Consider the following 13,673-nt stretch of genomic DNA (forward strand, 5'->3'; position numbering starts at 1 on the left):
GTACCGGGTCCTCGACGCAGCAGCGAGGCCGTGCTGGAGGCGACCTACCAGGCGGTCCTGGCCCCGGGCATCACCCTGCAGCCGAACTTCCAATACGTGTTCCGGCCGAGCGGCGGCACCGCCAACCCACGCGATGCCGATGGCGATCGGATCAAGAACGCCGCGGTGTTCGGCCTGCGTGCCACTATCCGCTACTAGGGCCGAAGCCGGCGGATCCTATGGGTCCCGATCCGGTGAGATCCTCAAGGGCTCATCAAGCAGCAGACAGGCGTCTGCTCCAGAACCGTTCAGGTCATGCTTCCGAAGACTAGTTCGCGCATGCGCGTGTAGCAAGCCTGCGCGCCGTCGACATGCGATGAGTCCTGTTCGAACTCGAAGGCGGCCCGAATGCTACGCTTCCTTCACATCTAGTGGCACTGTGCGCCACCATGCCGATCCGGCCCGAGCACCGCTTCTTCTACCCGATCGACTGGCGCGAGCTGTCGATGGCGATCCGCTTCGGCCGAGCCCAGGGCCGCTGCGAGAGTTGCGGGCGACCGCACGGGCAGATTGGTCTATCACCTCGGCGATGGCCGCTGGTGGGACGCTGAGGCCAACCGCTGGCGCGATGGATGGGGCGCCGGATCCGGATCGGTTCGGGCGTCGACATCCTCGGCCGCGCTCGCCCGACCAGGGTCGTCCTCGCAGCCGCACATCGGGACCACGACACCGCCAACAACGCGGACGCCAACCTCGCGGCCTTCTGTCAGCGCTGCCACATGATCCACGATCGCCCGGAGCATCAGAGGAGGCGCTGGCGCACGCTGTTCCGGCGGAAGGCGATCGGCGACTTGTTCGGTGGGCCCTACGCTTGAGGCATCGAGCCGGGATCGTCCGTGGTTAAAATTGCGTTGCGACCAACGCACAACTGCGAGTCATTCTGCAAAGCGAGCGCGAAGCACCAAGAGATTTAGGCTGATATACTAATATCTGTTAGGTGACGTGTAGCCAGACTTTGCTAGGTATAGACCTCGAAGATTAGTTTATACAGGTTGTGTCCGTGGCAATTTACAATCTACGCCGCCAGCTTCTCATCGGCGCGCCTATCGCTCTCGTTACGGCGTTGTTCGCGCTCGGGCCAGCCCAAGCCGGTCTCTCCAACGTCGTTCGTATCGTGCTGCAGAAGGGCCGACACTACGATCCCACCGACCTGTTCCTACGCCGAGGTGATATCGTCACCCTCGTCAACGGGGACGACAGCATGGTGCATCACGCCTTCATCGAGGCCGATCGGTTCGCGTTCGACGCCGGCGACCAGGAGCCGGGCAAGCAGGCGACGCTGACGCTGAAGGAGCCCGGCGACTTCATCATCCAGTGCGGCATCCACCCGAAGATGAAGCTCACCCTCCACGTCCAGTAGGAGGGCCGCCACCGGGCTCCGCGTACCGGACAGCCTCAGATCACCGGCAGGCCGGCGAGGCCTTCGTACAGGGCCTCGTGGCCGACGTAGTACAGCGCCAGGAAGGTTGCGAGCGCACCGCCGTAGTAGGCCGGCGCACAGGCGATATCGCGGACCCGCACTGGGCGCCGCACGTCATCGGCGGCGATGCCGAGCAGTACGACGATGATCCCGGAGTGACCGATCGCATCGACCTTGCCAAACTCGAACACCGCCGAGACGAAGATCGCCGCTAGGATCATCGCTGCGGCGCGCCGGACGAGTGGGGTCCAGATCAGCGCGAAGGCCAGGGTGAACTCAATGACGCCGGCCGCCTGCATGAACAGCTCGGGCGTCGCGCCCATGGTCATCTGCGGCTTGGCGGCGAGCAGCGGATCGGTCCACTGCGGGTAAGCCCACTTCTCGACTGAGGCCCACATCAGCGTGATCGCGGCGGTCCAGCGCACGATGTCGAGCGGGCGCAGGCCGAAGGGCTTCAGGTTGAGGCCTTGGCAGATCAGGTAGAAGGCCACACCCAGGAATACCGGATAGTCGGCGAGGTGGAACACGCCGTACTGCGCCGTGGCGAAGCTAAACAGGAACACGATGCCCAGGCCGGTGAGCGGCATGGTGCGGCGCCAGATCAGGCAGGCGGCCAGCGCGAGCTGGAACCACGGGATCCAGGCAACCTCAGTCTTCAGCTCGGGGGTGAGGATGATGCCGCCGAGCTCCCAGAGCGAGACGAAGAAGAAGCCCAGCGTGGCCCGGACCAGCAGCTCGGTGTCGGTCCGGATCCGGGTGGTCACGCGATCCAGCGCGTTCATGAGGGCGCCGCCCAGCGGCGTGCCCTCGGCCAGACACCCGAACATCAGGCAGACCAGGGCCAGGACAGTCAGCCCTTCGAAGTTGGTGCAGAGCACCTGTTCGAGGCCGCGCGGCTGACCGGCGACGTCGTAGGCGCAGAACCATTTCACGTGAGCGCTGGCGGAGCTCGTACCGGCGAGGAGGGCCAAAAGTGGGGCTGCGAGGCTTACTAGCGCGCGCGTACCCAGGCGACGCGTGAGCCTAAGCGCCGAGACCCGAACCATAATGACCTCGAAAGACGTGACGGACACCGGCCCGCCTACGTATTTCCTCACAAAGCAGAGCTTTACGCCAACAATTTGTTAACCTGTGTTACGTGATGGTTAATAGCGCAGATCAGTACGGGTTTAGGGTCGGGAGCATCCTTGTGGGCGGGTTGCCAGGGATCGTTCCGGCGTGCGGTGTATCACCGAGGGGCGGCGGAAACCGCAGAGGCGGCTGTTGAGTTGAAAGCGAAAATCCCGGCGCGGCCGGGAAACCGCTGGATCAGACCATGCCGACCGAGATGCATGACAAGGCCCACATCGACGTGTTCGACCGCGCCGCTCGTGAAGGTTGGGCGCTGCGCTTCGGCATCACCGAGGAACGCCTGCGCAAAGCCGTGCGCATGGTCGGCTCGCGTGTCACGAGCGTTGCCGCTTACCTCGGCCAGCCGGTTCGCTGATCGATAGGCGATGAGCCTTGGGCCGGGAACTCTACGCTAGCCCAAACGGGGATCGGTGGCTCCTGCTACGCGATCCCACCAACTGGCGAAGCTTTGTCCGCCACGAAGCCAACCCTAGCTCTGGTGGGCACATCACGGATACCGCCCTGGCCGCATTCCTAGCTGCCGACCGCGGCGGGCCTGAACATCAAGCGTTATGGTCGTGGATTGGGACGCTGGTCGAGATCGGAGAGCCTAGGTCGACAGGCTTGGCGTGATCCGAGCGACCGGGGTTTGCATCAGCTCAGACTTGTCGACGATGAGGGCCGCGGCGATCTCGGCGAGCGCCTTGTCCTCGATCTCGCTGACGCCCTCATGGTCAGCCACATCGGCAGCGACCAGGAACGCGTCCTGCCGCTGCTCCATCGGACGGCCGGCGATCGCGGCAACCCGGCGTAGGTTCTCCACCCGACCCGCTCGGGTCCGTGCCCGGGCGATTGCCTCGTACAGCGCCTCCTCCAGCATGAGGAGGTCGTAGCCCTTCTCGATGATCGGATTGGCGCGCAGACCGACCAGTGCAGTCTCAAATTCGTCGCCTGCCACTTCGCCATCGGCCACGATGACGTTTGCGGCAGCTGAAATCCCGGCCTGCATCAGCGCTTCGTCGCCGGCATAGGTTGTGAAGGTCCGGCTGAAGCGCGTCAGCAGATCCTTGAAGGCGTTCATTGCGATCCCACCGTTTTTAGACGGCCGTCCTGCAGAGGTGCAGGCGCCATGTTAGAGGCCCGGGATCAGCTTGCCTCTTCAGCAAGCTCCCTCGTTCGGCAGCTTCGAATGACCCGGCTGGCAGAGCTACAGAATAGTCCTGCGTTTCGACAAGCAGTGCTGGCCGTGCGCGGCGCTTCCAGCACCCTGAGTGGTCGAGAAGTGACGGAGGCCGAGGCTCAGTTCCTCGTGGGTATCGCACTGGCGACCTTTGCCAATGCCGGCAGCCTGAACGAGCCGAGCCTCAGTCACCTCGCACGGTTCTCAAGCACGTTGGGTACGTGTGAGACAGTCGATAGCCTGACTCAGCACTGAGCATCGAGAGATGCCCCGCGGCGAGCATCCGCGGGGCCATTGCTGCTCATTTCCCGCTTGGGGCTGCACCGCTGCCGGTGGTGCCGTTCCCAGAGCCACTGCCGGCAGGAGCACCAGGGGTATCAACCCGCGGACCACCGCTGGTACCAGGCGCCATGCCAGGTCCCATCGATCCTGCACCGGTCTCCATGGACTTCTGGGAGCTGCTCTTCACGCTGCCCGGGTTGTTCATGTTGCCCTCAGCGCTGCCGCCCCCGACCGGCGTCTGAGCCATTGCGGCACCTGAGACCGCAAGCGTGAGCGCAGCTGCTAGGGTCAGTGTCTTCATCGACATGGCGTTTTTCTCCGGCCAAATCGGTTCGATCAGGCCGGGTCTGAACGTCCTCGAAGTCGATATCGTTCAAGCTTCTTTGGGGGGCACCCGCAGTCGGCATCATCTTGCTTGCCGAATGCATTCGGTTCGGATACCGAAGCCGCCCTGGACAAAGAAAAGGCCACCCCCGAAGGAGCGGCCCGAAGTCTAGGGAGGAAACGCCCAAGAAGGGCAGCGGGATCGCGACGCCATCGCTATCCCGCAGCGCACACTTAGGCCCGTGCGACGCAACAAACAATGCCTGAGCTCCGATCAGCGCACATAGCTGTCGTGTTTCTTCGCGCCGGAAGCTCGAGCAACGGGCATAGAGACACCAACCGTTAACCACATTGTCACTCGCGTGCTGCATGTGGTCGGTAAGCACTCCTGCTCCCTCAACAGCCGAGAGCAGAGCATGACGCGAGCCGACCTCGACAAGCGCGCGGAGCTGACCGTGTGGCCTAGCCGAGGCCCAGCGCACGTCGCACAGGGTCACGAGTTCCCGACGCTACGTCAGGCTCTCGCGGCAGCGGCTAAAGCTATAAACGTTGAAGACGCGCAGCCTTGGATCATCACTGAGGATGGCGACATTCTCTCGCCTCGCTGGATCCGAGCCAACACTGGATCAAGCCGCCTGCAATAACAGGCCATGGGCCGGCGCTTGCGGTGTCCAGTCCCCCCGCCGCACCGACCCTCACGCGACTGCCCGGCCGAGGCTTCACGGGCGGCCTACGAGGAACTGGCCCACAGTCGCCTGTCGTCGCACGCTTTGCGGTGTCGCGAACGCCTTGGGGCGCGCTGACGGGAAGAAGCCGTCCTGTAACAGGCCTGGGAGAGGCTGTCGCTGGTTAGGCTCTGCCGCGTTGAGCCTTCAGCTGCCGCAGGGCCCGCTCATTCTCGCGATCAAACTGCGCCGGCGTCATCTCTCCAGCATCTACACGGCGTGCGAGCTGCTTGCGGTACTCGAGAGCGTCCTCTTCCTGCCGACTCAGCGGCACGCTTGCTCGCGCGGCCGCCTGTGTGCGCTCGGCCCATTCCGTGTAGCTGATCCGACGGGCATCGCGATCCGCTCTGAGACGGGTGACATCTTCCTGGAGAAGCGCGGCGCCTCGAAGTCCTGATCCGCCTTGCTGCGGTCCTGGGGCACCTGTTTGGCAAGCGCCCAGCCCGATCGCGGTCAGCAGGATCGCGGCAATGTGTCGGTTCATGAGCAGCCCCTCGTTTAGGGCGAGCTAACTAGCCCATGACGAGGAGGCGAGAGCGGATTTGCCACAGTGGGCCGGTCGCGAATATCGTTCGTCATATCGTCCGACTGCAGACCGTTACTGCATGGCTTGTCCCGTCCTACCACCCGCACGAGTTCTCGCTCAACCTGATCGGCCGAGGTCGACCGCTACCCCTCGGCAGCCTTCTTTCGGTTCCGTGTCCACAATCTGCCTTTGTGGATCTCCCTTATCTGTGGGGTGCAGATTTTTGCACCCTATCCCCCGAGAGCGCTGGGGCGGCGGCCCGCCCTCCCCGCCAGAGCCAAGCCAGCCCCTCCCGGCTGATGATGCGCACGACATTCGGGTCGTTATTCCGGCCTTGGTGGCGGCGCTCCTGGATGGTCAGCAGCCCGTCGCCCTCGGCCGGGCGGATTGCGGCCTACGCTAGCCGCCGGCTCACACCGGACTGTGCCGCAATGGCATCGATGCACAGTCAGCAGGCGCCGTTGCGGACGACTGCATCTCCTACGACCTGTAGTACAGAGAGCTGGCCGGTGGGGAACCGCGATCCGAGTGCGGGCGGCATTGGGCCCGAGCAAGCGAGCCGGCTGCGCCTATCAATGGCCACAGATCGCTTAGGAGCCCGCTGAAGGCGTTTCAGCGGGAACAGCGTCAACACCACCACGGCCGAGCGGAATGCCAATGGGCTCCACGGCCTCTCTAATCGCATTCCTGCGGGCATGCAGCGCTTCAGCTAGAGCTGCACCCGAGCGTGTTGGGACGGCTCGGGGTCTGAGACGTTGAGGGGTGAAGGAGGATGCCAATCCCTTCACCGTTGTCCGTCGATCTACGGCAGCGTGTCGTGCCGGCGCAATCGCGCGTTCTCGCGCTCCAGATCCTTCATCCGACGGGCCTGATCGATCTGCAGGCCGCTGTACTCCTCGCGCCAGCGTGAGTCGCTCTGCTCGGAGATCTCCGCCTCCCAACACGCTATCGCCAAACTCTTATCCTGCGCCGTCTGAACCTCAATCTGGCGCAGCTTCAGCACCACCTGCTCCGCACCCGTCTTCTGACCTCGCTTCATGTCCAACTCCTTCGGTCCTGGCTGATCCTCTCAATCAGCCCGGTTCAAAGCCAGCCGGTCACGTCACCTCCCTGGATCACCCGCCTGTTGACCTTCAGCAGATCGCCTTCCAGGCGATCAATCAGCTGTCATCGAAATTGCTTAGCCTGACATTTCCTTTGATCGGGAACGTCATGCTACTCCATCGTCGCACGCTTCTTATTACAGCGGTCACGAGCGCCCTCGCAGGTCGGTCTCATGCCGATGTCGCACCCGAGCATCTTTCGCTCTGGCCTGGAACCCCGCCCGGCGGCGGTGGCCCTACAGGACCGGTGCATGAGAAGGACGGCGTGATCTCCAACATCGCAGCCCCTACTCTCGAAGTTTTCGCGCCAGCGCAGCCGAACGGCACCGCGATGCTGATCGCGGCCGGTGGCGGCCTCACGGGCATCAGTCAAGCTACCGAGGCTTATCCCGCTGCGCGATGGCTCACTGATCAAGGTATCACGGCCTTCGTCCTCACTTACCGGTTGCCAGGAGAAGGATGGTCTGACCCGACCCCGGCCCCGCTACAGGATGGCCAACGGGCGCTGCGAATGATCCGTGCAGCGGCTGAGCAGTACCGCATAGATCCGGCTCGCGTTGGTGTGCTTGGCTTCTCAGCTGGAGGCTATGTCCTCGGTATGGTCGCCGTCCGCAGCGACTGCCGATCCTATGCGCCGGTCGATGCCGTTGACGAACAGTCGGCCCGTCCGGACTTTGCTGTGCTGCTCTATCCAGTCGTCACCTTGGGCGCTCCGTCTGATCAGACCGCAACAGCACGCAAGCAGGTGGGCGAACACGCGAGCCGGGAAGTGCGGGACACGTGGTCTGTGCAGAGCTACGTTCGCGCCAACGATCCGCCGATGTTCCTCGCACAGGCCGCCGACGATACCACGGTGAGCCCGCAGAACACGATTTTGCTTGAAGCAGCGTGCCGCGAGCACGGCGTGCCGGTCGAGATGCACCGCTTCGATGCCGGTGGCCACGGATTTGGCATGGGCCGCCCTGGGACGCCCTCGGCGGCTTGGCCTACGTTGTGTCGAGCATGGTTGGATCGACAAGGGGTCGTGCGCTGACCTCAACCAAGCCTGAGGACGACCATTATCCCGCTAAACCTCAGCCACTGAGACGAACGCGGGGCTGTATCTCGAAGTGGATGTCCGGCTCGCCATCCTCGCAACGCCGCCCTCACCTGTGACATCGCGTCTGGGAGACATTGCACTCCATCGACGGTTTTCAGCCCAACGGGAGAAGAACCTTATGACTAAAACCATCCTTGTTGCGGCCTTCGCCGCCGCGCTGGCGACACCCGCCGTCGCTCAAGTGATTGAGACCCCGACGAGCACTACCGTGATCGTTCCCCCTGGCTCACCCGGCGTTGTCACCCGCCAGCCAGGCTCGACTGGAGAAGAGGGTGCTGCCACCTACTCGCCCACCGGCCGCGCTGCAGACAGCATCGCGCCCGACTCGGCTGCAGCAGGTAATGCAAACCAGCCCTCGCGTACTGGTACAACGGGCAGCGGTGGCGGTGGTGCCGGGAACGGTGGTGGCGGCTGAATAGCCCTAAACCGAGCCAGACCCCGTCACGGTGAATGCTGGACGGGGTTGTCGCCTGCCGGCTGAACGTCATCGCGTGGTTGTCTACTACATGCCTTGCAGTCGCGAGCGCCGCGGCGAGTTTGTGCTCGTCCAGGTGAAAGTGCCGATCAAGCAGCGGCGATACGAATTCGGGAGCGGTCATAGGCTCGCCGAAGCGCATGGGTTACCTCCGCCTGAGGTGGGCCAGGTGCTCGTAGAAGTAGCTTTCCTACAGGCAGTCGCGAGGTCGACCTTGGTACACTTATGTGGGTCGCAGGTATGGCTGGAGCCACGCCGGTCTTCAGGAACGTCTTGAGGACTGAGGCTCGGGCATGAGCGTCCCGACGAATTATCCATGTGCCGACCACGAACAGAGCCGAGCCCGCCCCGATTAGGACGAGCGCGATGGCGTACCCGAGAGCCATAGGTTCGTGACCAATATGAGAGGCTGATAACCGCGGCGCGCGTCGGTGACCTCTTTCGATTTCAGGAGGTCTGACACGGTCGGGTTGCTGGCCATGCCATGGAGCTACTGCAGCCCGCCGGGGACGTCCATTGCATCAGTTAAACCGTCGCCTCCGAAGCTGAAACGATCTGTTAACCATAACGCCCCAGGTTGCTTTCAGCGATCGACTGGAGAGCCGAGCGTCGGCAGAGCAGCACCGCCCCCCTGATGACACGGTGCGGCCTCGCCGGCGCAATCGCACCAAGCCCGCACCTGGATTACCAGGGCGGGCTTTTCTCGTTGGCCCCGATTGGTCGCGAAGCAAGGTAGTGGGTCCTGACGAGGAACACACGTTGGTCCGATCCATGCCCTCCCCGAGTAAGGGGCGGACCAGTAGAGCTTTGTGCTAGCGCCGATCAGTGGGCCACCCTTGGTCCTAGAGAACAGCCCGTTCCATTCAGGAGATCCGTCAAGTGGCACCTGGAACCGTGCGCCGCACCATGGGTTGATGCAGCGCGGCACGGCGATAGCGCCAGCATCGTCGCGTTGCTGCCCTTTACGGGCGTTTCCTCCCTAGACTTGGGCCGCTCCCTCGGGGGTGGCCCCCTTGTTTCCGGCACCTCGACCCGCTGAACCCGCATGAGGCTTCCTACTGCGCTGGGCGAAACAACGCGTCATACTCCACCCTGAGGGCGGCGAGCTGGCTACGCCGTTCGAGTGCCTGAACTTGCTTCCGTCTGACCATAGCGCGTAGCTCCTCAGCCCCGCGGTCAGACAGCTCGGCTCCGGCTTCCGCGGGTTCTATTGCCATCGCCTCAATGACGAGGATATCGTCCGCAAGGGCCTCCATGTTCGCTAACATCGCTTTGCGCATATCCGAGGTGCTCATCCCTGAGCCGTGAAGTCCATGGTGATGACGGCGGTCATGACCATCGTCCGCCGTATCCCCGGCGAAGTGACCTCTTCCGCCAGCAGCTTCTTGGCCTGGGCGTGCATCTCAATCGCCTAGGCGACGGCGATTTGGTGGCCCGGCTTGAAAACGAACTGCTCGGCGTTCTCGTCATTCAGGTAGGCGGCCGTCGCCGCCCCGATCTCCTCGGACTTGCGCCGCAGGTCGCCGATGGTGGGGATCTCTTTGGCCATGGCGCCGAGATAACGTGCATCACCCTGGGGATCGAGGAGAAGGTGGGATGAACCCGCAATCCTCTTTTCTCTATATTTTTTCAATCAAGTACAAATGGCATATATTTTAAACCCTGCCGACAACGGCGCAAAAAAAGACCCGACCTTGCGGCCGGGCCAGTGGGATCCCTTTGCACGGGGACATCAAGATCGGAGCTTTGGAGAAATCCGATCCCGATCTGGAGAACTAGAAGTCGCGCTGAACGCGGAAGCGAACCTGAGAGACTGAGTCTTGCGTGGTGGTCCGCGGCACGAAAGTGCCGGCGTTGATACCCGCGACGTTGGCGTAAGCAGTCGGGCTCTTGTCGCGGTCGATCACGCGGCCGTTCTTGAGACCGATCTGGGTGTAGAAGCCCTCGACACCGATATCGAGGTCCTTCACCGGCGACCAGATCAAGCTTGCACCCGCGACGAACTGGTAGGTATCACGCAGGGCCTCGCTGAGGTTGAAGAAGGTCGTGCCCGGCGTACCAACCGCGTTCACACCAAAGGAGTTGGCACCGGCCGGGTTGGCGAGTGCGAAGGCCGCGCCCTGGGCAAGACGGGCACCGGAGCGGTAGTCCATCTCACCGTACGACCCGAAGAAGGCCGAGCGCCACTCCGGCGTCCAGTAGTGCAGGAACGAAGCCGTCGCGGTGAAGCTCGTCGACTGCTCCATCTGTCCGCTGAACGGATTGATCGTCGCGTCAGCAAAGTACTGGGCGAACTTCTGACCCTGGATCGTAGTCGCATTCTGCGAATAGCAGCCGCTGTAGGCGCAGTAACCGGTGTACATCTGCGAGCCGGAGCCGTAGGCGCCCTGCAGGTACAGGGCGTCGCCCGGCGCGATGAACGGCGTGTTGATCTTGATGCCGCCCTGCACCGCCCAGCCGTAGGAGTTGCTGGTATGCGGGATGCTGATGTTCGAGCCGGTGCCAGTACCCGCACCGTTGGCGACGTTGCCGACGTTCAGCTCATGCACGGCAGCCGAGACCTGAGCCGAACCCCAGGCCTGATCGAGACGCAACGCGCCGACGAAGTCGGGCATGCGCGAGCGCTGGATCACGTCGACGAAGCTGAACCGCGTCGGCACCCCTCCGGTGTAACCGATGAATACCGGGGCGGGCGCATTACTCTGCGCGAAATTCGCGATGTTGGCGTTACTCGTGACGCCACCCGGGTTGTTGGACGGCGAGAAGATCGGGGTCCGGCGGAAGACCGGGTCTTCGACCGAGAGCGTGGCTGATAGGCCGTTGCCCAAGGTCGCGGTGTAGGCGAGCAGGTTGGTCGAGGCGATGTCGGAGCCGAGCGTAGCGCCAGCGAACTCGAAGTCGTGAGCGTAGAAGTCGAAGAACGACGAGGCGCGACCGGCGGTGAGGCCGGCGAACTGGATGAACGCTTTGTCGACGTTCACGAACTGCTGAGCGCGGCCGAACTGGTCAATGCCGAGGGCCGGGAAGGCCTGGCCGATGCGCTGCTGAGTGCCGGAGGTGCCAACGCCGGAATAGCCGGTGCGGGAACCGGCATCGAGCCGGACGAAGGCGCGCAGGGTGCCGTAGGCGGTCTGGGTGCGGGCATCCAGGTTGATACGCATCCGGCCCTGGTAGCCCGAGGTATCACCGGCGTTCGAGCCGTTCTGACGCGAGTAGCTGGTCTGGTAGCCGCCCTCGAACCGGGCGCGGCCGGAGAGACGCAGGCAGGTGTCGGTGCCAGGAATGTAAAAAAAGCCGGCGCCGTAGGCCGAGCAGACGCGGACGTACTCGATCGGGACCGCCTTCTTGACCGGAAGGTCGGCGGCGTGCGCAGCACCGACCGCCGCGAATGCAGCAGCCGAGCTCAGCATTGAGCTCTTCAAGAACCTCATCGATAACCCCAAAGCTTCGAGACCGTTGGCATGACAGCGTCCGGTTTGTCCGGATCTCGCCACTCGATTTATTGCGACCCACGTTTGTCAGTGGGCTCCAGCAGGCTGACGGCTCCGTGAAGCGCGCCGAGACGGTCTATGCCCTAAAGATAAGATCGAGCAAATGCCTTTCTCTCGGAAGCGAGTCATCTCTTAATAGGCGTTGCATATACGCAACCAGCCGGCAAAGTACTTGATAATGATCTAAAACTCCAACCCAGCATTTCTAAGTCGGCGAAATATAGCTAGGTAACGCGTCAAACCACGAACTGACAGTCGCGTAGCGCGTTCGAGCTTGGGCCTCTGATGCGCGGTTTAGGCGTCCTCGATGGCGAGTAGGTGCAAGCAAAGCTTGTCTCGTCACCGTTCCAGTGTTCGGCTGCCACATGTTGGTGTGCTCGGCATCCGTAACGCGACGTGGTTGGTCCAGACTGCGGACTGAGGTGTCCAGGAACGCAACGCATGCTGATGACGTCCGGAATGGTGCAGCGGACGCGGACTACCAGTTCACCTGCCCGACGCGGCGTCGTTCGATCATGGCCAGCGCCTGGGTGCGCGCCTTCGTCTCTGTCGAGAGCGGAGTGTCGGAGCGCTGTACCAGCTTGCCGTGCTTGCGGATCGCCCAGTGGTAGCCGCCCGTCTCGCGCTGCGACGGGACCAGTTCGAAGGTGAACGGCTGAAGCGTTTCGGTTTCGCTCATTTCATAGGTTCTCAAGAGCCCGGTTCAGGCCGGGAGGACGTGCAGCATGCCGCCAATTGCACCGAGCATCCCCATGCCGGTCAGCCCCATAGCGATATACATTCGCATCCGGCTTTGATCGGCTGACGCCGGGCGGCTTTCATCGAGGTAGTCAGACCAATCAACCACGGGTTCCCATCGGGTTGCACAACCAGAGGGCGCGTCCCCTATGCCCGTGTCACGACGGTGAGATGACCTTGGCCGTGTTGATCGGCTCGTCAGCGAACCGGCACTACGAGCCCTCCGTTGGACTTCACCCTGCAGGTGTTGCCGTGGTGCCTGGAAGCTGGCCAGACCCGTTGGTGGTCCGGCAAGCCATCGCGAGTTCGCATCGGAGATCGTCGCACTGCGCATCGACTAAGTCGGGCAGGATATCCTCGTCGCACTCGTCGATGGCCGAGATCAGGATCAGACCTGCGGCGGTTGGCTGGAACTCAACCAGGACCTCTTGCTCGGCGTAGGGGTCGTGCGGGTCGAGGCAGTAGTGCTTGGGCATGATGCGCTCCCGGCGAGTCGGTGAAACGGCGCGGTGCGTCTCATATGTCCGTGCTGCGACAATCAAACGACATGCCCCGCTGGTCTGCTCAGCGCCACTCAGTGCGCCTTCTGGTGGTTGCGATGGGCATCCCGACGCCGATCCTTCTTCCGACGCGTCACCGGAAGCGGGGGCTCCCCGTCCTCAGGAGCTCGCTCGCTGAGCGCGAAGTCATGGAGCCGCTGGGCACGCTCAACGTCGCCATCCACGGCGCTCGTGAGGGCGTAGAAGGCGGCCCGCACGATGTCCTTCTTGGACGCTTTGGGATGTTTCTCGCGCACCGCTGCGACGAGTTCCTTCCGCTTGATCCCCGGTCCGGCCAGCCCCTGCAACGTACCAGCGAGTTCCTCGATCGAAGCAATGGCAATCCCCTCTGCCGACGACCTTGGCCCCGGCTGCGATGCGTTGGATGTCCCGTTTCATAGGCTACCGGCCGATAGAACGACAATCCGAGCCTACAGCGAGCTGGGATCGCTGCCGAAAGGGGTCAACCGACAACGCGTGAACTGCTACGGTCGCCCCATTCCGTATGGGTGAGTAAACCACTCGAGCTTCAGTGCTACCTTGTAGTCATCGAGCATCGACGTAGCCCCCATCTACGCTGTGCTGGTGAACACCGCGGATGAGGCTCTGGACGCGCTGTCGG

General features: G+C 63.1%; 14 protein-coding genes and 2 pseudogenes. 7 read left to right on the forward strand and 9 right to left on the reverse strand.

Annotated elements, in window-relative coordinates; genetic code table 11:
* The 3 genes and pseudogenes from AKJ13_RS30925 to AKJ13_RS26920 form a co-directional block, all read left to right on the forward strand.
* Positions 1-198 (forward strand): carbohydrate porin (locus AKJ13_RS30925; RefSeq protein WP_144426405.1); only part of this gene is annotated, 198 nt, incomplete at its 5' end.
* Between the two features lie 230 nt (positions 199-428).
* Positions 429-854 (forward strand): annotated as a pseudogene (locus AKJ13_RS26915) (hypothetical protein).
* 299 nt (positions 855-1,153) lie between these two features.
* A complete protein-coding gene (locus AKJ13_RS26920; protein ID WP_244471751.1) occupies positions 1,154-1,399 on the forward strand; it encodes a hypothetical protein in 246 nt (81 codons plus the stop codon).
* Between the two features lie 35 nt (positions 1,400-1,434).
* On the opposite strand, the gene AKJ13_RS26925 is transcribed toward AKJ13_RS26920, so the two are convergent.
* Positions 1,435-2,505: a hypothetical protein gene (locus AKJ13_RS26925; protein WP_050736077.1), complete on the reverse strand. Its 1,071-nt coding sequence runs from the start codon at positions 2,503-2,505 to the stop codon at positions 1,435-1,437.
* 269 nt (positions 2,506-2,774) lie between these two features.
* On the opposite strand from AKJ13_RS26925, the gene AKJ13_RS30930 reads away from it, so the two are divergent.
* The gene (locus AKJ13_RS30930) at positions 2,775-2,945 is read left to right on the forward strand and encodes a DUF3606 domain-containing protein (RefSeq protein ID WP_082317151.1); all 171 of its coding nucleotides are present in this window, start codon (positions 2,775-2,777) and stop codon (positions 2,943-2,945) included.
* Between the two features lie 234 nt (positions 2,946-3,179).
* Here AKJ13_RS30930 and AKJ13_RS26930 read toward each other — a convergent pair whose 3' ends face one another.
* Both AKJ13_RS26930 and AKJ13_RS32905 read right to left on the reverse strand, forming a co-directional pair.
* Positions 3,180-3,650 carry a tellurite resistance TerB family protein gene (locus tag AKJ13_RS26930; protein ID WP_050736078.1) on the reverse strand — a complete coding sequence of 157 codons (471 nt, stop codon included), beginning with the start codon at positions 3,648-3,650 and terminating at the stop codon, positions 3,180-3,182.
* Positions 3,651-4,050: 400 nt separating this feature from the next.
* A complete protein-coding gene (locus tag AKJ13_RS32905; protein WP_082317154.1) occupies positions 4,051-4,338 on the reverse strand; it encodes a hypothetical protein in 288 nt (95 codons plus the stop codon).
* Positions 4,339-4,771: 433 nt separating this feature from the next.
* On the opposite strand from AKJ13_RS32905, the gene AKJ13_RS32910 reads away from it, so the two are divergent.
* Positions 4,772-4,999: a hypothetical protein gene (locus tag AKJ13_RS32910; protein WP_082317155.1), complete on the forward strand. Its 228-nt coding sequence runs from the start codon at positions 4,772-4,774 to the stop codon at positions 4,997-4,999.
* A gap of 220 nt (positions 5,000-5,219) precedes the next feature.
* Positions 5,220-5,477: a hypothetical protein gene (locus AKJ13_RS26935; RefSeq protein ID WP_050736079.1), complete on the forward strand. Its 258-nt coding sequence runs from the start codon at positions 5,220-5,222 to the stop codon at positions 5,475-5,477.
* A 949-nt stretch (positions 5,478-6,426) separates the two neighbouring features.
* Here AKJ13_RS26935 and AKJ13_RS26940 read toward each other — a convergent pair.
* A pseudogene (locus tag AKJ13_RS26940) lies at positions 6,427-6,645 on the reverse strand (transposase); the annotation flags it as partial.
* 329 nt (positions 6,646-6,974) lie between these two features.
* Between AKJ13_RS26940 and AKJ13_RS30955 the strand changes: the two are divergent.
* On the forward strand, positions 6,975-7,742 hold the full coding sequence (locus AKJ13_RS30955; RefSeq protein WP_244471752.1) for an alpha/beta hydrolase: 768 nt from the start codon (positions 6,975-6,977) through the stop codon (positions 7,740-7,742).
* A 1,952-nt stretch (positions 7,743-9,694) separates the two neighbouring features.
* On the opposite strand, the gene AKJ13_RS32915 is transcribed toward AKJ13_RS30955, so the two are convergent.
* The 5 genes from AKJ13_RS32915 to AKJ13_RS26970 form a co-directional block, all read right to left on the reverse strand.
* The gene (locus tag AKJ13_RS32915; RefSeq protein ID WP_244471753.1) at positions 9,695-9,832 is read right to left on the reverse strand and encodes a hypothetical protein; all 138 of its coding nucleotides are present in this window, start codon (positions 9,830-9,832) and stop codon (positions 9,695-9,697) included.
* A 226-nt stretch (positions 9,833-10,058) separates the two neighbouring features.
* Positions 10,059-11,714 carry a porin gene (locus tag AKJ13_RS26955; protein ID WP_050736082.1) on the reverse strand — a complete coding sequence of 552 codons (1,656 nt, stop codon included), beginning with the start codon at positions 11,712-11,714 and terminating at the stop codon, positions 10,059-10,061.
* A gap of 538 nt (positions 11,715-12,252) precedes the next feature.
* Positions 12,253-12,453, reverse strand: coding sequence for a hypothetical protein (locus tag AKJ13_RS26960; protein WP_050736083.1), 201 nt, complete (start codon positions 12,451-12,453; stop codon positions 12,253-12,255).
* Between the two features lie 292 nt (positions 12,454-12,745).
* Positions 12,746-12,988, reverse strand: coding sequence for a hypothetical protein (locus tag AKJ13_RS26965; protein ID WP_050736084.1), 243 nt, complete (start codon positions 12,986-12,988; stop codon positions 12,746-12,748).
* Between the two features lie 98 nt (positions 12,989-13,086).
* Positions 13,087-13,359, reverse strand: coding sequence for a hypothetical protein (locus AKJ13_RS26970; RefSeq protein ID WP_244471754.1), 273 nt, complete (start codon positions 13,357-13,359; stop codon positions 13,087-13,089).
* Between the last annotated feature and the right edge of the window lie 314 nt (positions 13,360-13,673).

Origin of the sequence: Methylobacterium sp. ARG-1, from assembly GCF_001262595.1 — a bacterium.
Classification (GTDB): Bacteria; Pseudomonadota; Alphaproteobacteria; order Rhizobiales; family Beijerinckiaceae; genus Methylobacterium; species Methylobacterium brachiatum.